Origin of the sequence: Hyalangium sp. (assembly GCF_045802625.1) — a bacterium.
GTDB lineage: Bacteria > Myxococcota > Myxococcia > Myxococcales > Myxococcaceae > Hyalangium.
The window spans coordinates 16,479-33,405 of the sequence record NZ_JBJMQP010000190.1 but is presented as its reverse complement, the minus strand read 5'-3'; the positions used below and the strand labels follow the sequence as shown (position 1 = coordinate 33,405).

At 69.0% G+C, this 16,927-nt stretch carries 18 protein-coding genes and 1 pseudogene; 13 read left to right on the top strand and 6 right to left on the bottom strand.

The annotated features are described in order from the left end of the window. Positions 1 to 2 precede the first annotated feature (2 nt). Both ACJ8AT_RS31845 and ACJ8AT_RS31840 read right to left on the bottom strand, forming a co-directional pair. Complete coding sequence (locus tag ACJ8AT_RS31845; protein WP_407741709.1) at positions 3 to 680, bottom strand: hypothetical protein; 678 nt, start codon at positions 678 to 680, stop codon at positions 3 to 5. Positions 681 to 696: 16 nt separating this feature from the next. Beyond that, positions 697 to 852: pseudogene (locus ACJ8AT_RS31840) on the bottom strand (cytochrome P450); the annotation flags it as partial. Positions 853 to 1,029: 177 nt separating this feature from the next. Between ACJ8AT_RS31840 and ACJ8AT_RS31835 the strand changes: the two are divergent. The 6 genes from ACJ8AT_RS31835 (at position 1,030) to ACJ8AT_RS31810 (ending at position 5,335) form a co-directional block, all read left to right on the top strand. Beyond that, entirely contained in the window at positions 1,030 to 1,647 is a 618-nt protein-coding gene (locus tag ACJ8AT_RS31835; protein ID WP_407741708.1) for a hypothetical protein, read from the top strand. 210 nt (positions 1,648 to 1,857) lie between these two features. Further along, complete coding sequence (locus tag ACJ8AT_RS31830) at positions 1,858 to 2,103, top strand: hypothetical protein (protein WP_407741707.1); 246 nt, start codon at positions 1,858 to 1,860, stop codon at positions 2,101 to 2,103. An 11-nt stretch (positions 2,104 to 2,114) separates the two neighbouring features. Next, positions 2,115 to 3,296 (top strand): radical SAM/SPASM domain-containing protein, encoded by a 1,182-nt coding sequence (locus ACJ8AT_RS31825; RefSeq protein ID WP_407741706.1) that lies wholly within the window; start codon positions 2,115 to 2,117, stop codon positions 3,294 to 3,296. Continuing rightward, positions 3,293 to 3,583 (top strand): PqqD family protein, encoded by a 291-nt coding sequence (locus tag ACJ8AT_RS31820; RefSeq protein ID WP_407741705.1) that lies wholly within the window; start codon positions 3,293 to 3,295, stop codon positions 3,581 to 3,583. The genes ACJ8AT_RS31825 and ACJ8AT_RS31820 overlap by 4 nt, the downstream gene beginning before the upstream one ends. Beyond that, complete coding sequence (locus ACJ8AT_RS31815) at positions 3,556 to 4,374, top strand: hypothetical protein (protein WP_407741704.1); 819 nt, start codon at positions 3,556 to 3,558, stop codon at positions 4,372 to 4,374. Before ACJ8AT_RS31820 ends, ACJ8AT_RS31815 begins: the two co-directional genes overlap by 28 nt. Further along, entirely contained in the window at positions 4,361 to 5,335 is a 975-nt protein-coding gene (locus ACJ8AT_RS31810) for a nucleotidyltransferase family protein (protein WP_407741703.1), read from the top strand. The genes ACJ8AT_RS31815 and ACJ8AT_RS31810 overlap by 14 nt, the downstream gene beginning before the upstream one ends. Before the next feature lie 82 nt (positions 5,336 to 5,417). Here ACJ8AT_RS31810 and ACJ8AT_RS31805 read toward each other — a convergent pair whose 3' ends face one another. Then, positions 5,418 to 6,758: a glutamate--cysteine ligase gene (locus ACJ8AT_RS31805; protein ID WP_407741702.1), complete on the bottom strand. Its 1,341-nt coding sequence runs from the start codon at positions 6,756 to 6,758 to the stop codon at positions 5,418 to 5,420. A gap of 27 nt (positions 6,759 to 6,785) precedes the next feature. Here ACJ8AT_RS31805 and ACJ8AT_RS31800 point away from each other — a divergent pair, with 27 nt between their 5' ends. The 3 genes from ACJ8AT_RS31800 (at position 6,786) to ACJ8AT_RS31790 (ending at position 12,156) form a co-directional block, all read left to right on the top strand. Then, a complete protein-coding gene (locus ACJ8AT_RS31800) occupies positions 6,786 to 7,598 on the top strand; it encodes an EI24 domain-containing protein (protein ID WP_407741701.1) in 813 nt (270 codons plus the stop codon). Between the two features lie 235 nt (positions 7,599 to 7,833). Beyond that, complete coding sequence (locus tag ACJ8AT_RS31795) at positions 7,834 to 11,076, top strand: MXAN_5808 family serine peptidase (RefSeq protein ID WP_407741700.1); 3,243 nt, start codon at positions 7,834 to 7,836, stop codon at positions 11,074 to 11,076. A 162-nt stretch (positions 11,077 to 11,238) separates the two neighbouring features. Then, entirely contained in the window at positions 11,239 to 12,156 is a 918-nt protein-coding gene (locus ACJ8AT_RS31790) for a hypothetical protein (protein WP_407741699.1), read from the top strand. Here the strand turns inward: ACJ8AT_RS31790 and ACJ8AT_RS31785 are convergent. Then, positions 12,153 to 12,878, bottom strand: a complete 726-nt coding sequence (locus ACJ8AT_RS31785) for a glycerophosphodiester phosphodiesterase (RefSeq protein ID WP_407741698.1) — start codon at positions 12,876 to 12,878, stop codon at positions 12,153 to 12,155. The two genes, ACJ8AT_RS31790 and ACJ8AT_RS31785, sit on opposite strands and share 4 nt — an antisense overlap. Before the next feature lie 109 nt (positions 12,879 to 12,987). Here ACJ8AT_RS31785 and ACJ8AT_RS31780 point away from each other — a divergent pair, with 109 nt between their 5' ends. From ACJ8AT_RS31780 to ACJ8AT_RS31765, 4 genes are all read left to right on the top strand, one after another. Beyond that, complete coding sequence (locus tag ACJ8AT_RS31780) at positions 12,988 to 13,206, top strand: twin-arginine translocase TatA/TatE family subunit (RefSeq protein WP_407741697.1); 219 nt, start codon at positions 12,988 to 12,990, stop codon at positions 13,204 to 13,206. A 20-nt stretch (positions 13,207 to 13,226) separates the two neighbouring features. After that, the gene (locus tag ACJ8AT_RS31775; protein WP_407741696.1) at positions 13,227 to 13,781 is read left to right on the top strand and encodes a hypothetical protein; all 555 of its coding nucleotides are present in this window, start codon (positions 13,227 to 13,229) and stop codon (positions 13,779 to 13,781) included. Between the two features lie 68 nt (positions 13,782 to 13,849). Then, a complete protein-coding gene (locus ACJ8AT_RS31770; protein ID WP_407741695.1) occupies positions 13,850 to 15,157 on the top strand; it encodes a hydroxyacid-oxoacid transhydrogenase in 1,308 nt (435 codons plus the stop codon). Between the two features lie 20 nt (positions 15,158 to 15,177). Beyond that, the gene (locus tag ACJ8AT_RS31765) at positions 15,178 to 15,609 is read left to right on the top strand and encodes an acyl-CoA thioesterase (RefSeq protein ID WP_407741694.1); all 432 of its coding nucleotides are present in this window, start codon (positions 15,178 to 15,180) and stop codon (positions 15,607 to 15,609) included. A gap of 7 nt (positions 15,610 to 15,616) precedes the next feature. Here the strand turns inward: ACJ8AT_RS31765 and ACJ8AT_RS31760 are convergent, their stop codons facing one another. Further along, positions 15,617 to 16,114: a VOC family protein gene (locus ACJ8AT_RS31760; protein WP_407741693.1), complete on the bottom strand. Its 498-nt coding sequence runs from the start codon at positions 16,112 to 16,114 to the stop codon at positions 15,617 to 15,619. 57 nt (positions 16,115 to 16,171) lie between these two features. Then, positions 16,172 to 16,924, bottom strand: a complete 753-nt coding sequence (locus tag ACJ8AT_RS31755; RefSeq protein ID WP_407741692.1) for a hypothetical protein — start codon at positions 16,922 to 16,924, stop codon at positions 16,172 to 16,174. Positions 16,925 to 16,927 lie beyond the last annotated feature (3 nt).

Below are 16,927 nucleotides of genomic sequence, written 5' to 3'. Positions count from 1 at the left end.
CCCTACTGCATCTGCTCGAGCATCTCGGCCAGCGCAGCCTTGACCTTCAGAGCCTTTTTGATCTCATCGCTCGTGACGTACGGGTATTCGCCGTACTCGAGAAAGCTGTTGCACTGGTGGTCTCGGAGGAACTGGACGAACGCAGGCGTATTGGTCTTCCAGTCCATGGGAAAACCCTCGAGGTTCTCGAAGGCCGTGTTGATTCCGGACTTCGTGAAGAGAACGACCGCGTCCTCTGTGTATTTGTCGAAGTCCGTGTCGAAGATGCCCTGGTACATGAACCGGGTGTCGTTATCGAAGAGGACCCAGCGCAAGTAGTGGAGCTTGAGCGGCGCGAGCAGGCCAGGGTCGGCCTTGAGCGCTTCAGCCACTCTCTGGCCGTAGCTGCGCATCAGCTCGGCGCGTCCCTGCTTGACGGTGGCGATGATCGTGAAGCCGTAGCATGCGGGGGTCTTCGGGAAGATCGGACCGTATTTTCCTTTTTCGAGGTGCTCGGTTGACTTGGGTATGGCCATGGCTTGGGGCGTGATTTCCATCGCGAAGCTCCCATTGCGCTTGTACCTCAAGCTCGCGACGGTTCCCGGAACCTGCAAGGGGGGCACCTTCGAGCGGGTGAGCACTCGCAGCCCAGTCCTTACCCGCGCGAGCAGCGCTTCCAGCGCAAGCCGCACCTCGGCCAAAGGCCAGGTTCTCTGTCTCCCTCCGGTCCATGTCGAATCGGTCGGCCCCCGGGAAGTGGTTCTCGTCCCGCAGCGCCGAGCCCAGGAGGACGTATACCAGCGAGCCCTTGGGCAGCCGTACGCCGCCAACCGTCGACTCCCCACTTCTTGAAGCGCGAGTGCAGCGAGGGATCCAACCCCATCAGGGCGACGATGACGGCGTCGTCGGCATGCGGACGGACGGGCCCCTGCCCTTCGCCCCGAGAGCCTCCCGCTCCTCCCGCCCGTCGAGAGCTTCCCACCTGTGCTTGCCCTCCACACGCACTCCTCATGTCCATATTCGCGCTGAGCGACATTCCTGGAGGACACGATGAAGATTCGTTTCGTGATGGGAGGACTTGTGGCGGCCATTCTGCTGTGCGCAGGCCCGGCCCTGGCCGTCGAAGCGCAACAGGTAAGCAAGCAGCTCAAACCCAACCCGGAGAACGTCCAGGCGGGACTCGATGTCCAGGTCGGCTTCGGGAACCTGACGGGTGATCTCGCAAAGGACACAGGCACAGGCCCACTGCTGGGCATCACGGGCGTGGTCCAGCCCTTCAAGTATCTGGGCTTCGAGGCAGGCTACGAGGGCCAGCGTATCCCCATTGATTATGCCCTGGTGCCCAATGGCGAAGGACTCTGGCGTCACAACGCGGGGCTGCTCGCCAAGGCCGGCCCGCTCGTGCTGAACCACTTGCGGCCTTTCGTCGGCGTGGGGGCGGGCCTGAGCCTCATCAACCCCAGCGCGGGCGCGGGGACGATCTTCGACAATGATCTCGTCGAGGAGGTGCCGCTTGCCGCCGGCGTGGAGTACCACTACGGCAAGATCTCCGCCGGAGCCCGTGCCACCTACCGGCTGATGTTCGGCGAGTCCTTCGCGGACGCCCTGCCCAACGAGCCCGGCGGCAACCTCTTCACCGCCTCCGCTACCCTGGGCGGGCGCTTCTAAGCAGGACCCGCATGGGCGAGGGGGCTCCCTCTCCGGAGAAGAGCCTCCCGCCCTCTGCCTGCTCCCCTGCCGCCGCACACCGGCCAGGGGAGCGCACTCCGCCCTACAGCCCAATTGCCCTCGGAGAGAGGTTCAACTACCCTATTCCATCCTTCTCGATCCGCCCGATGAACGTTTCGCGAGCCAGGGGAGCTGAGCTGGAGCGAGCCCATGTCCGATCCGAACCCAAAGGATCCCAAGCGGGTGAACCAAGCTCGACGGCGGCTCCTGGGCATGGCGGTGTATGTGCCGCCCGTCGTGCTGGGGATCGTGGCGCTTCAGCAGGGCGGGTGTCAGGCCGCCCCATCGTGCAACCCCGGGACGTGCTCCCCGTCGACCCAGCCGTGCAACCCCGACAACAACCCATGCTCGCCGAACATGGGCTGCAACCCGAACACGTGCACCCCGAACGGCTGAGCGAGGCCTGATTGAGTGCCGAACTCTCGCCGGTGAGGAGCGGGGTGCTGTTCCCCAGCGTGGCCGCGATGGTGGCGCGTGATGGCGAGGGGTTCGTGTTGATCTCGGGCTCGGGTGCACGCTCGCACGTCCGGGGCCGGATCTGCGCCGACATCGAGGACTCGCTCGCCCGCGGGGAGGCGACCCCGGGGCTCACCCGGCTCGCCCTCGCTCATCCCGCGCTCGGAGAGCTCGTGGCGTGGCTCGCGACACCCGCGGTGCCGCTCACCCGCGACAACGCGGTCCGGCTCGACGGGTTCGACACGCTGTTCCTCGAGCTGCTGGGCCGCTGCAACGAGCGCTGTCTCCACTGTTACGCCGACGCCGCCCCGGAAGTGACGGGCGCGCTCGAGCGTGACCTGGTGCTGGCGGTGATCGATCAGGCGGCCGCCGAGAGGTTCCGCCGGATTCAGTTCACCGGCGGCGATCCACTGCTGTGCGAGTTCCTACCCGAGGCGGTCGCCCACGCCGCGGCGCGTGGCGTGCCGAATATCGAGATCTTCACCAACGGGCTCGCGCTCACCCCCCAGCTGCTCGATCAGCTCGCGCCGCACCGGCCAGCGTTCGCGTTCTCGTTCTACAGCGCCGATCCCGAGGCCCACGATCGCGTGACCCGCACGCCCGGCAGCCACCGGCGCACGCTCGCAGCGATCGATCGGGCGGTCGCTCGCGGGCTGACCACACGCGCCGCTGTGGTGGTACTCGAGCCGTCGACCGACATCGACGCGGTGGTCGCCCTGCTGCGCTCGCACGGGGTCGGTATGGTGTCATGGACACGGACCTATGCGGTCGGCCGCGGCACCGAGCTCGCGGACGTCGGCGTCGCGGGACCGCGGGCCGGGGCGAACGGTGGCCCACAGGCCGTCGAGGGCGGCGGGCACACTGCACCTGGGGTGCGCGCTGGCCTCGGCAAGCTGTGCGTGACCTACACCGGCGATGTCGTGCCGTGCATCTTCCAGCGCGACACCGTGCTGGGCAACGTGCGGGCGGGCGGCACGCTGTCAGAGTTCGTGGCTGGTGCACGGGCGCAGGCCAAGGCGCGGCGCGGCCTGCCCAGGGTTGCCGATGCAGCCCGGCGGCTGCAGTGCGCGAGCTGCCGGCTGACCGACGCTGCGCTCGGGTTTCTGCGCGACGCGAGCGCGGAGACGCCATGACCCAGCTGCGGCTGCGCGAGGGCCTCACGATCCGGCCGCTGCCCGGTGGCGACGCAGTGGTCGCCAGCGCGAACGGCGCCGAAGCGGTGATCGTCAACGGCTCGGCGTACGCGATCCTCGAGCTGCTCGCCGAGGCCTGCACCGAGGACGAGCTCGCCGAGGTGTTCATCAACAGCTTCCCGGGCCAGGATCCCGCGGCGATCCGGCGCGATGTCGCAGAGCTCGTGGCGCAACTGGTGCGCTTGGAGATCGTGGAGCCATGTGGCGGCGCACCGTCGACTGCCTAGGTATCGCGGTCGGGATCGAGTCTCGGCTGCCTGCGCTCGACGCGCTGCTCGCCGCCGTGCTGCGCAGCTACGCTGACGCGCCCGGGCCGGTGGCGATCGACTACGTGCTCGACCACGCCGCGTGGCCGCAACTGGTGCGTGATGGGGCGGTGGCCTCGCGCCACGATGAGGATGGCGATCTGGTGCCGGCTCTTGAGCTCGATCTGTACACGCAGGTGATCGCCCGCGTGCCCGGGCTGCCTCTTCATGCCGGCGCGGTGGTCGGCGCTGATGGACGGGCGCTGGTGGTCGCCGGGCGCTCGGGCAGCGGTAAGAGCACGTTGGTGCGCGCACTGCTCGCCCGCGGGTTGTCGTACCTGTCCGAGGAGTGCGTCGCGCTCCAACCCGGCGGCACGTGTATTGGCCTCGCCCGCGCGCTCCACGTCAGCCCCGACGAGGCCGCGCTGCCGCCCGGATTCACCATCGAGCCCTATCCGCTGCGCGGCGTCGCCCGCGCGCCTTGGCTCGCTCATCCGCCGGCGCGCACGATCTGGCGTGGCACGGCGCGTGCGGCCGCGGTGATCGCGATCGACCACGGGCCGGACGCTCCCGGTACGCTCGAGCCCCTGACAGGGGGCGCGGCGCTCACCGCGCTTTGGCCCGCCGTGCTCCGGCCCGACGCCACCGCGATTGCCGACGCCGCGGCGGTGCTCGCCCACGTCCCCGCTTACCGGCTGTCGACCCGGCGCCCTGAGCACGCGCTCGACCGCATGGCCGCGCTCGCGGCGGAGCTCGCCATTGTCCCGGCCTGATGACCCGATCACGCCGACGGATGTCGACCGGATGCGGGCGTTCGCGGCCGCGGTGTTGACCGGGCGGCCGGCCCCGAGCGCGCCGGAGGAGCTGGTCCGCCGCGGCAACCTCGGACCGCTGGCCTACTCGCTCGGGTTGCTCGAGCATCGCGACGACTACGCGGCGTCGCTGATCGTCTCGCTCCGGCGCCAGGCGGTGCTCGCCGAGGTGCTCGCCACGCTGCGCACCGTGGGTGTACGGGCTGCGCTGCTCAAGGGCTGCGGGCTTACCGGCACGATCTACCCGGATCCCGCGACCCGGCCGATGCTCGACCTGGACCTCCTGGTGCCGGCGCCACGGATGGCCGACGCCGCTCGCGCGCTGTACGCGATTGGTTTTGCGCGGGCCGGGAGGGCTCGCACGCTGTCAGGCTACTCTCACGCGGTCGCGTTCTCGCGAGCGGACATGGTGGTTGAACTCCACCGCAACATCGTCCAGCACAGCCGCACGGCGATACGGGCCGGCGACCTGTGGCGGCGCGCAGGGCCCGATCCGCTGGGCAGCGGCGGCGAGCGGCTCGACCGGGTCGACGAGCTGCTCGTGTGCATGGTCCACGTCGCGCGCCACGAGCTCGCGGTGCCGCTGCTCAACTACGTGGACGTCGCCCGGCTGACCGAGCGGCTCGACGCCGCCGAGCGCGCTGAGCTGGACCGCCGGGCGCGCGAGTTCGAGGTCACCCGAGCGATCGCGGCGGTGCGTTCGATGACCGAGCTGCTCGCGATGGGTGCGACCGGCCACCCGGCGCTCGGGCTCGGATCGACGGTGCTGCCTACCACCGATGACGTGCTGCGCGGGGTGCGTCCACGGCGAGCGCGTCAGATCGCGCAGAAGCTGCTGCTCACCGACGGCCCGCTCCAGATCGCTGGGCTTGGGTTCGCGCACGCATGGACCGCGCTCGACGGCCTGCGGCGCGAGCGCTGAGCCTCGGCTGCGTCGCACGCATTGAAGTGAGCCGGGGACGGACTCCCCATGGAATGCCGGGAGAAGAAGGAGGATCCCTCGCCTACAGCGTGAAGCGCGCCAGCAGCGCCTCGGGGCGCGGATCCTTCTCCCAGGCCTCCAGCACCGCCTGAGCGGGCGAGCGGCCCGAGGCGGCCACTCGCGCCAGCGGATCCACCAGCGGCGCGTCCTGCGGATCCAGCCGCTCCAGCCCGCGGCGGGCGATGGCCACCATCTCCGCGGCCAGCCGGTCAAGCTCCTGCTGCCTCAGCTTCCCCGCCAGCCCCTGCCGGCGCGCGGTGTCGTGGAAGGCCTTGTGCTCGGTGAAGGACAGCTTCGGCAGCAGCCGCTCGCCCTCCTCCAGCGCCGTCTTGTCGTAGAGCAGCCCCCGCCACAGCGCCGCCAGCCCGCCCGTCATCTCCGCCGAGGCACAGTCCGCGCCCCGCACCTCGATGACCTTCTTGAGCCGCACCTCGGGGAACATCGTGGACAGGTGGTCCGTCCAGTCGCCCATCTCCGCGGGCTGGCCCTCGAAGCCCTCCTTCAGCAACTGGCGGAAGGTGAGCTTCGGGTGGAGGTACTCCCCCCGCCGGCGCAAGAACAGCAGCGGCGCGTCCAGCGCCCACTCCACATAGGCGCGGTACGAGAAGGAGCCATCGAAGAAGGCTGGCAGGTAGCCGCAGCGGGAGGGATCCACCTCCTCCCAGACGCGGTTGCGGAAGCTCATGTACCCGGAGGGCTTGCCCTCCAGCAGCGGGCTGTTGGCGTACAGGGCCACCATCAGCGGGGCCAGCCGCGCCACCAGCACCGTCTTGCGGACAGCGTCCTCCTCGTCCGCCCAGTCGTACGAGGCCTGCCCCGTGGAGGTCATCAACATCATGTTCAGCGCCAGCTTGCCGCGCTCGGGCAGCGTGCGCCGCATCACCTTGTACCGGGTCTTCGGCATCCACGGCATGTCGCCCGTCGTGCCAAAGGGCCGGTACCCCATCGCCACCAGCTGCAACCCCAGCGGCTCCGCCGCGGCCTTCGCCTCGGACAGGTGCCGCAGGTTCTCGGCGTGGGCCTCGCGAGCGGTGAAGAACGGGCTGCCCGACAGCTCGAACTGGCCGCCCGGCTCCAGGGACACCGTCTCGATGCCTCGCTGGAGCGCGATCACCGGCGAGTCCGGCGTCTCCCGGAACGGGACGTAGCTCCCTGTCGCGCCCATCTTCTCCAGCAGCGCCCCGATACCGGACGGCCCCTCGTACGGAACGGGCTTCCCCCCGGCCTTCGGGTAGATGAACTTCTCGTGCTCGAGCCCCAGCCGGTGCTCGCTTCGAGGCTTCTCCGCGGCCCGGAAGGTGTCCACCAGGGCGTCAATGGAGGTAATGGGCTGGGCGATGGCGCGTTTGAGATCCAGAGACATGGCCGCGCCTATATAACGTCCCCCCGGATGAATCCCACCCCCTCGGTGCCCACCATCGCTCCCCGCCCTACTTTTGGGGACTTCTTCCAGGGGCTCGCGCTGCTGGGCCGCGCCTTCGGGCTCATCTTCCGCTCGCGCCGGCTGTTCCTGCTCTCGACGCTGTGCGCCATCGTCACGCTCGTCAGCCTCGTGGCGCTGGCGGTTCTCCTCTGGAGGTACACCCCGGGGCTGGTCAGCCACTTCTTCGCCCGCCCTGACTCCGTGTACCTCCAGCCCCTCTGGTACCTGGTGCTCGTCCTCACCTTCGTGGTGCTCCTGGTGGTGGGCGCCAACGCCGTGCCCCCGCTGCTGCTCGCCCCCTTGCAGGACCCGATCTCCGAAGCCACCGAGGAGCTGTGCGGCGGTTCCTCCTCCCCGCCCTTCAGCCTGGGGGCCTTCTTCCGAGGGCTGGTGACCGGAATCACACACACCCTGGCCCGCCTCTTCTTCCTCGTGCTGGGACTGGGAGTGCTGGCTCCCCTCAACCTGATCCCCGGCATGGGCAGCATTCTATGGACGGCCCTGGGCAGCCTCTGGAGCATGATGTGGATGGCGGGCGAGCACCTGGCCGCCCCGATGACCCGCCACCTGTACCCCTTCTCCGAGGTGCGGCGGATGCTGCGCGAGCGCCGGGCCCTCTGCCTGGGGCTCGGCGCGGGCGTCTACCTGCTCCTCTGGGTGCCCGTGCTCAACACCCTCTTCCTGCCGGTGGCCATCATCGCCGGGACGCTGCTCTACCGGGGGCTGCTCGAGGCCGGCCAGCTCCCCCCTCCCCCCGCCGCTCGCGGGGCGGTGAAATAAACCGTGGCCCCAGGTGTCTCCGCTCGGAAGAGGACCCTTGGGTCCGGGCCACCGGGAACGCAGTGCCTTCCAAGAACGTTCCTAACCGATACCGAGGAGCGGACGCCTTGAAGCACCCAGAGTCCATGATTAGGCTTGCCCGGTTGCTTTGGGTGTCCTCCGTCCTCCACAAACACCTGGATTCACAAAGCTTTTTCTCACGCATCACCCCGGGGCCTTTCGGGCCCCAGCTTGGATGAACGACATGCCGCGAATGCTTCGCCGGATCATCGCCGTCGCTGTCCTCCTCGGCGCCTGGGCCCTCGTGGGCAGCGACCGGGCGCCCCTCCCCCTCACGATGGGAGCTGCCCAGGCCAGCCAAGGCTGGGACGGCTCGCTCGCACAGCAGAAGGGAGAGAAGGCGCCGCATGATCTCTCCTCCCTGCGCATCTTCACGAAGGTCATCCTCTACGTGAAGGACAACTACGTCGACCCCAAGCGCGTGAAGCCCAAGGAGATGATGATCGCGTCGCTGGAGTACGTGGAGAAGAGCGTGCCGGACGTGCTCGTGGACGGCAACGCCGAGACGGGCAAGCTCAACATCAACGTCAACGGCCACCAGCGCGAGTTCGACATCAGCCACGTGGACTCGCTGTGGAAGATGTCCTTCACCATGAAGGACGTGTTCGACTTCATCTCCAAGAACATGCGCCCGGTGGAGGACACGCGGGACATTGAATACGCGGCCGTCAACGGCGCGCTGTCCACGCTGGATCCGCACTCGGTGCTGCTGCGGCCGGAGCTGTACCGGGAGATGAAGGTCTCCACCAAGGGTGAGTTCGGCGGCCTGGGCTTCGTCATCCAGATGCGCGAGGGCAACCTCACCGTGGTCCGCGTGCTGGCCAAGACGCCGGCGGCGCGCGCGGGCATCCAGAAGGATGACCAGATCAAGAAGATCGGCGAGGAGTCCACGGTGAGCATGGACCTCAACGAGGCCGTGTCCAAGCTGCGCGGCCCGGTGGACAGCAAGGTCACCATCACCGTGGAGCGCAAGGGCTGGGACAAGCCCCATGTCATGACGCTCAGCCGCGCCACCATCTCGGTGGAGAGCGTGCAGCACAAGCTGCTGGCCCAGAACGTGGGCTATGTGCGGCTGAAGAACTTCCAGGGCAACACCACGCGCGACTTGGAGGCGGCGCTGTCGGACATGCGCAAGCAGGCCGAGACCAAGGGCGGCAGCATGAAGGGCCTGGTGTTGGATCTGCGCGGCAACCCGGGCGGCCTCTTGGAGCAGGCCATCCAGGTGTCCGACGAGTTCATCTCCAACGGCGTCATCGTCGCCACGGTGGGCCTGTCCGACAAGCTGCGCGAGGAGAAGCGCGCCCGGCCGCAGGAGGGCGAGGACGCCTTCCCCCTCGCGGTGCTGGTGAACTCGGGCAGCGCCTCGGCGTCGGAGATCGTGGCCGGCGCGCTGAAGAACCTGAACCGCGCCGTGATCATCGGCCGGCAGACGTTCGGCAAGGGCAGCGTGCAGGTGCTGTACGACTTCCCGGATGACAGCGCGCTGAAGCTGACCATCGCCAAGTACCTGACGCCGGGCGACGTCTCCATCCAGGAGGTGGGCATCATCCCGGACATCCAGCTGGTGCCCACGCGCGTCACCGAGAAGAGCATCGACGTGTTCGCCCCCCGCCGCTCCATGGGCGAGGCGGATCTGGATCAGCACTTCGGCAACCCGGACTCGGACAAGGTGGCCAAGAAGCGCGAGGACGTGATCGACCGCGAGAAGCCCACCGAGAGCCTGAAGTACCTGAAGGTGGACGAGAAGGCCCAGGCCCAGGCCGCCGCCGAGAAGAAGGCCAAGGACAAGGAGCTGGCCGAGAAGACGAAGGCCGTTCAGAAGGACGGCAAGGACGGCCGCCACGGCGAGCATGATCCGCTGATCGACACGGACACCGCGGGCCAGGGCGAGGACCTGGAGGACCAGCTGGACGCGGAGAGCCAGGACGAGATCAAGGAGGACTTCGAGGTGGCGTTCGCCCGGGACTTCGTGCTCAAGGCCACCTCCAGCAACCGCCTGGAGCAGATGAAGCAGGGCAAGGCCTTCATCGACCAGAAGCGCCAGGAGGAGGAGCAGCACATCAACTCGGCCATCGCGGCGCTCGGGGTGGACTGGAGCCCGGGCCCCACGCCGAAGAGCGTGCAGCTGGAGGGCACCTTCTCGCCGGGCACGGATCAGCCGGTGCACGCCGGGGACAACCTGGAGATGGTGGTGACGGCGGAGAACAAGGGCCCCGAGCCGCTCAAGCGCGTGCGCGCGTGGACCGAGAGCGACAACGCCTTCATCGATCGCCGCGAGTTCGTCTTCGGCTCCATCGCTCCGGGCGAGAAGAAGACCTGGAAGGTGCAGGTGAAGCTGCCCAAGGATCTCACCTCGCGGCGGGATGACGTGACGGTGAAGTTCTTCGACGACAGCGGGGCGCTGCCCAAGACGCTGGTCAACGAGGTGAGCTTCCTGGAGCTGCCGCGGCCGGCCTTCGCCTTCAACTGGCAGGTGCTGGATGACTGCGCCACGTGCAACGGCGACGGCGTGGTCCAGCCCGGCGAGGACATCAACGTGGTGCTGGATGTGACGAACGTGGGCCCCGGCGTGGCGATGGACTCGTTCGCGCAGATCAAGAACACAGGCGACGCGAACGTCTTCATCGAGAAGGGCCGCTTCAAGCTGGGGGAGATCGCCCCGGGCGAGACGAAGTCGGCGCGCTTCCAGCTCGAGCTGAAGAAGGGCTACAAGGGCGACAGCTTCCCGCTGAAGCTGGCCATCATCGACGAGCCGCTGGAGGAGTTCGTCACCGAGAAGATGGAGGTGCCGGTGCGTGACGCGCCCGCGCTGACGATGGAGCCCTCCAAGAGCCTGGTGAAGCTGTCCGACAAGGCCGAGCTGCTGTCGGCGCCGCTGGCGGACGCGCGGCCGGTGGCGAAGGCGGGGGCGGCGGTGCTGCCGACCCTGGCCGTGGGCAAGGGCTTCTACAAGGTCTCCCTGGGGGAGGATCGCTTCGCCTTCGTCCGCACCGCGGATGCCCGCGAGACAAAGGCGGGCAAGGCCGTGCTCCCGAAGAAGATGGACTGGGTCACCAACCTGCACCCGCCGGACATCCACCTGGATGTGGACACCTCTCACGGCGGCGTGGTGGCCAACGGCGACCACTTCACCCTCACCGGCACGGTGGCGGATCCGGACGGGCTGCTGGATATGTACGTGCTCGTCAACGACCAGAAGGTCTACTTCCAGGCGGTGGACCCCAAGGCCCAGGAGCAGCACAAGATGAAGTTCTCCGCGGACTTCGCGCTCAAGGAGGGCAACAACAACGTCCTCGTGGTGGCGCGGGAGGATCAGGACTTCGCCAGCCGGAAGACGCTGGTCGTCCGGCGCCGGCCGCAGGCGGTGGCCCAGAAGGTGGCGGGGCCTACCCCCACCGAGACGCAGAAGCCGCAGTAGGCCGCACCCACATCGCGACGCTCACCGGGCGGCTCCCCGGAGGCCCCTTCACAGGGCTTCTGGCGGGGCCGCCCGTTTTATTGACGCTCTCGGCGAGCCCACGTTAGCGTCCGGAGGGATTCGCGCCCGTTGCCGGCGGGCGCTTGAGAGGCGGTCTTGAGGATGCACGCGTTCAGTCGGTGGTTGGCCCTCGCGACGGTGTTGTCGGGGGTCGCCGCGCACGCGGATCAGAATGATTTGCAGATCACCAGCCTGGGGCGGCCGAACGAGACGGCGCAGTCCTGCACGTCCGACGCCTGCCCCACGGGCAGCTCTCAGTTCCAGTCCTTCGCCCGCGCCTTCGCCGCGAGCCTGACCTCGACGAACCTGATGCCACCGGAGACGGTGGGCCACGCGGGCTTCAACGTGAACGCGGAGCTGGCCGTCGTCAGCCTGCCCAGCACCGTCCAGATCCCCACCACGGGGGCGCAGCCGGGCACGATGCTGGTGCCCTCGTTCCACGTGCGCAAGGGCCTGCCCTTCTCGCTGGAGCTGGGCGGGCGCGTGGGCTGGGTGGAGAAGAGCCGCATGGTGGCCACCACCGCCGAGCTGAAGTGGGCCGTCAACGAGGGCTTCACCTACCTGCCGGACCTGGGCGTGCGCGGCCACGTCACCCGCCTGATGGGCGTGAAGGATCTGGGCCTCACCTCCACGGGCGTGGACGTGGGCATCGGCAAGCAGTTCCCCGTGGGCGGCATGGTGACCTTCACCCCGTACGGCGGCCTGGACTTCCTCTTCACCGGCGCCAGCTCGAGCAACCTCTATTTCCCCTCGGAGGGCTCCACCAACCCGCAGCCGAACGACTCGCAGGGCCTGCTCGCCCAGAGCACCGAGGCCTACAAGCGGACGAAGCTCACGGACAACCAGACCCAGCGCCTCTACGGCGGCGTGCGCTTCATCGGCGGCGTGCTGCAGCTGGGCGCGGAGATCTCCTTCACGCGCCTGGGCAGCGTGAAGCTGGACCCGGCCAACAACGCGAGCGAGGGGCGCACCCTGCCCACCGTCGTCACCTTCAACACCTCGCTCGGCCTGGACTTCTAGGCCGCTCGGCGCAGGGCCGCTCGCAGCGCTCCGGGGCGGTTGGTGATGAGGTAGGAGATCCCAAGCGCCTCCAGCTCCCGGGCGCGCTCGGGCTCATCCACTGTCCACACCGCCACGCGCAGGCCCGCCGCGGTCCACTCGGCCACGCGCTCGGGCGTGCAGGCCTCGTGGAACGGGTGCACCGAGTGCGAGGACACCAGCGGGCTCAGCACGTAGGCCTGCGGCCCCCAGGGCTTGTCCGGATCGATCAGGAAGCCGCGGCGCAGCGAGGGCGCGGCGGCGGCCAGCCGGAACAAGCACATGGGGTTGAAGCTGGAGACCACCACCCGCTCGGCCAGCTTGCGCCGGGTGACGAGCTCCGCCACCTTCCTGGCCAGGCCCCCGTCATTGAAGTGGTCGCACTTGAGCTCGATGTTGATGAGGAAGTGCGCGGGCAGGGCCTCCAGCACCTCCTCCAGCAGGGGGATGCGCGCGGGCTTGAAGCCAAGGGGCGTGCCCACGTCCGCTCGCTGGAGCTTCCACCAGGCGGTGGTGCGGACTTCCCAGGGCAGGCGCGCGAGCCGGTCCAGCTTCTCGTCGTGGCAGACCACCACCTCGCCGGAGCCGCACACCATGGCATCCAGCTCCACGCCGTCGGCTCTCTGGCGAACGGCCTCGGCGAAGGCCTCCAGGGTGTTCTCGGGGGCGTCGGCGCTGGCGCCCCGGTGAGCGAGCAGAAGCATGGGGGCAATGTGCATCAGAACTGGCCCTGGGGGCGACAGGAGTTCGGCCTTCCGTCTTCCACGGACAGGTGGCTTGCCTCGCCTGGGGGTTTGCTGCACTGTGCGCCCCATGTTCGGGTTGGGCCTCGGAGAAATCATCGTCCTCGGTTTCATCCTGGTGGTGGTGTTCTCCGCCTCGAGGATGGGTCAGCTCGGCAACGCCGTGGGCAAGTTCGTCTACTCGTTCCGCAAGGCCTCCAAGGGCGAGGGCTTCGTGGATGTGAAGCCCCTGCCGCCCTCCCGGCGCGGCACCACGGACGCCGAGTACACTGACTCGAAGAAGAGCTGAGGGTTCTCACGGAGGGCCGTATGACGTCCATCCGAACCATGGTGCTCAGCACCCTCCTCTGCGTGCTGCTCGCCCCCCCGGCGATCGCCAAGGAGAAGAAGCCCACCAAGAGCGCCGGGCACGCTTCCGCCAGCAAGGCCAGCGCGGCAAAGCGCCCCCAGTGGGTGGAGAAGTCCGACCCCAAGGGCTTCACCCTCAAGGTGCCCGGGGAGGCCACGGAGAAACGGGACGAGTGGAGTACGTCCTACGCCGTGCTGCTTGCCGCAGACTCCGAGAAGCTCAATGCCACCGTCCGGGTGGAGACGCTGGACGAGCTGACTCCCGTCACCACCGTGGACAAGGCCGTCGAGGCCGCCCTCTCGCAGCGGCCCCGCGGAGGCCCGCCGCCCAACATCACCGAGCAGCGGGAGGTCCCTGGCGGCTTCCTGGTGGTCATCGGCCCGGACTACGACACCTATGCCGTGGACGTGACTCGCAACGGCAAGGAGATCCAGGCGAAGGCGCACTGCACCGGGCCGAGCTCCCACCTGGAGGAGCTCAAGGCGATGTGTCTGTCCGTGAAGCCCACCAAGTAGCGCGGTGCCGCCCCCGTCACCTGGGGCAGCTCCAGTACAGTGTGCCGCGAACGCTCCGGAGGGATGCCGTGCTCTGTCGCCACTACCACCTCGTGGGCGAAGGCTGTGACAGCGCCTTCACCGTGGATGCCTCGCGTATCACCTTCGGCCGCGGCTGCCTGGCCGAGGTGGGCGACCGCGCCAAGGCGCTCGGGATGAAGCGCGTGGCCCTGTTCTCGGACGAGCGCCTGGCCCGGCTGCCGCACTTCGAGAAGGCGCGCCAGTCCTTGAGCGCCGCCGGGCTGGACGTGGCCGTCTACACGGACGTGCACGTCGAGCCCACGGACCAGTCCTTCCTGGAGGCGGCGCGGTTTGCCACCGAGGCCCGGCCGGATGGCTACCTCTCCCTGGGCGGCGGCTCGGTCATCGACACCTGCAAGGCGGCCAACCTCTACGCCACGCACCCCGCGGACTTCCTGGCCTACGTCAACGCGCCCGTGGGCGGAGGCCGCCCGGTGCCCGGTCCCCTCAAGCCGCACATCGCCTGCCCCACCACCTCGGGGACGGGCAGCGAGGTGACGGGCATCACCATCTTTGATCTGCTCTCGATGAAGGCGAAGACGGGCATCGCCTCTCCGGCGCTGCGGCCCACCGAGGCGCTGATTGATCCAGACTGCACCGCGACCCTGCCCAGCGGAGTGGTGGCCGCCAGCGCGCTGGATGTGCTGTCCCACGCGCTGGAGTCCTATACGGCGAGGCCGTACGTGCGCCGCCCCGCTCCCGCGCGGCCGAGCCTGCGCCCCATGAGCCAGGGCGCCAACCCGTGGAGCGATCTCGGCTGCCGCGAGGCCCTGCGCCTGCTGGGCCTGTACCTGGAGCGAGCGGTGGCGGATGCGCGGGACCACGAGGCTCGCGAGCAGTTGATGTGGGCCTCCACGCTGGCCGGCATCGCCTTCGGCAACGCGGGAGTGCACGCGCCGCATGGCATGGCCTACGCCGTGGCCGGGCTGGTGCGCGACTTCCGGCCCGCGGGCTATCCGCAGGAGGAGCCCATGGTGCCGCATGGCATGTCCGTCATCGTGAATGCCCCGGCCGTGTTCCGCTACACCGCGGAGGTGAGCCCCGAGCGCCACCTGGAGGCCGCGGAGTCCCTGGGCACGGACGTGCGAGGCGCCACGCCGGAGGATGCGGGCGAGGTGCTCGCCGGGAAGCTGATCCAGATCATGCGCGCGGTGGGCATGCCCAACGGCCTGAGCGGCGTGGGCTATTCCGAGGCCGATCTGGAGCCCCTCACCGCGGGAGCCTGGCCGCAGCAGCGCCTGCTCCAGAATGCGCCTCGGGAGATGAGCCAGCCCGTCCTCACCCAGCTGTTCCGCCAGGCGATGCACTACTGGTAACCGCCGCGGAGGCCCCCACCGTGTCCGACGCCGAGTCCGCAGACCGCTATCGCTACTTCCTGCCCATCACCACCCGGTGGATGGACAACGACGTCTACGGCCACATCAACAACGTCACCTACTACAGCTACTTCGACACCGTGGCGAACCACTACCTCATCCACGAGGGCGGCCTGGACATCCTCACCAGCCCCGTCATCGGCCTGGTCGTCGAGTCCCGGTGCAGCTACCGCGCTCCGCTCGCATATCCGGAGCGCCTCCGCGCGGGCCTGCGCGTGGACAAGCTCGGCAACCGCTCGGTGACGTATGGCATTGGCATCTTCAAGGAGGGCGAGGAGCAGGCCGCCGCCCACGGGCACTTCGTCCACGTCTTCGTGGATCGCCAGTCGCGCAAGGCCGTGGCCATGCCCGAGCGCCTGCGGGAGGCGCTCGCGCGGATCTCCGTGGGCTGAGCGGGCGCTAGTCCTTGTACTCCACCAGCTCGAGCTGGGTGCCCCACGGATCCAGGAAGTAGTGCACCCGGAGCCCCGCCGCGGGCCCCTCGGTGACGGCGATGGGGCCCGCCAACACTCGCACGCCTCGCGAGCGGAGGTGCTCCACCGCCACCTCCAAGTTGGAGACCTTGAGCGCGATGTGCTGCGCGCCCACGTCACAGTTGCGCGGGGGCGTGGTCCTCGCGTCGGCGGGGAGCTCGTACCGGAGCAGCTCCAGCCTCAGGTTGGGGCACAGCTGCAGCATCACCAGCGAGAGCCGCGCGCCGGGGACATTCACGTGGGCCGCCGTCCAGTCGCGGCCGTCCGCCATCCTCGGCAGATCCTTCGCGTCGAAGGGCCCGAGCCGAAACAGCTCGGTGGCTCCGAATGTGTCCTTGTAGAAGCTCACCGCCGCGTCGAGATCCGGTACGGTCAGCCCGATGTGATCGACGCGGGTCAGTCCAGGAAAATGGCTTTTGCTCATTTTGCGTGTCTCTCCCGGTGGATCCTTTCCACAAAGGCAGGGGACAGCGCCAGCCCCTTACCCGCCCATCGGCCCCTGCTCCAGCAGGCGAGCGGCCTGCTCTCGCAGGGACGGGTGCACGGAGGAGTCCCCGGCCAGCTCCGCCAGATCGGTGGCATTGAGCAGGGGGACGATCTTCGCCCCCACCTCCGGCGGCAGGTACGGGTTGAAGACCAGGGCTCGGCGCACCGAGTGGCGGGACGACCAGCGGGAGGACTTCCAGATCTCCACCAGCGGCTCGGGCCGGGCCGGGCGGCGCGCGGCCATGCGCACCACCAGGGGCTCGGTGAGGCGCGGGTTGAGCAGGGCGTTGCGCACCACGGAGGGGTTGCTCATCGTGACGAGCCGCGCGAGCACATCCGGATCCCTCGTCAGGCGCGCCTGCTGCTTGAGGTGCCCCAGGGACTGGGTGAAGGCTCGCGCATCCGCCTTGGCCGCCGCGCCCGGGTCCATCTCCTGGCGAGGGGGGCCGTCGGCGAAGAGATCCGCCACCGTGGGCAGGGCCTGCACCTGCGCCAGCCGCCGCAGCGCCTCCGCGTAGGGGATCTGCGCGGCCTCCATCGCCAGCGCCGCCACGAAGGCCGAGAGCACATGAGTGGCGGGCTCCCAGCCCGAGCGGGCCAGGGCGATGAGGTGGCTGATCAGCTCGTTGGCGTCGAGCGGATCGAACCGGGCGATCTCGCGCGCCGCGGCCTTGCGGAGGATCTCGCTGCTGCCGCTCAGGCCATGCAGCCGCAGCGCGAGGTTTCTGGCCTGCTCCTGGGTGGGCATGGT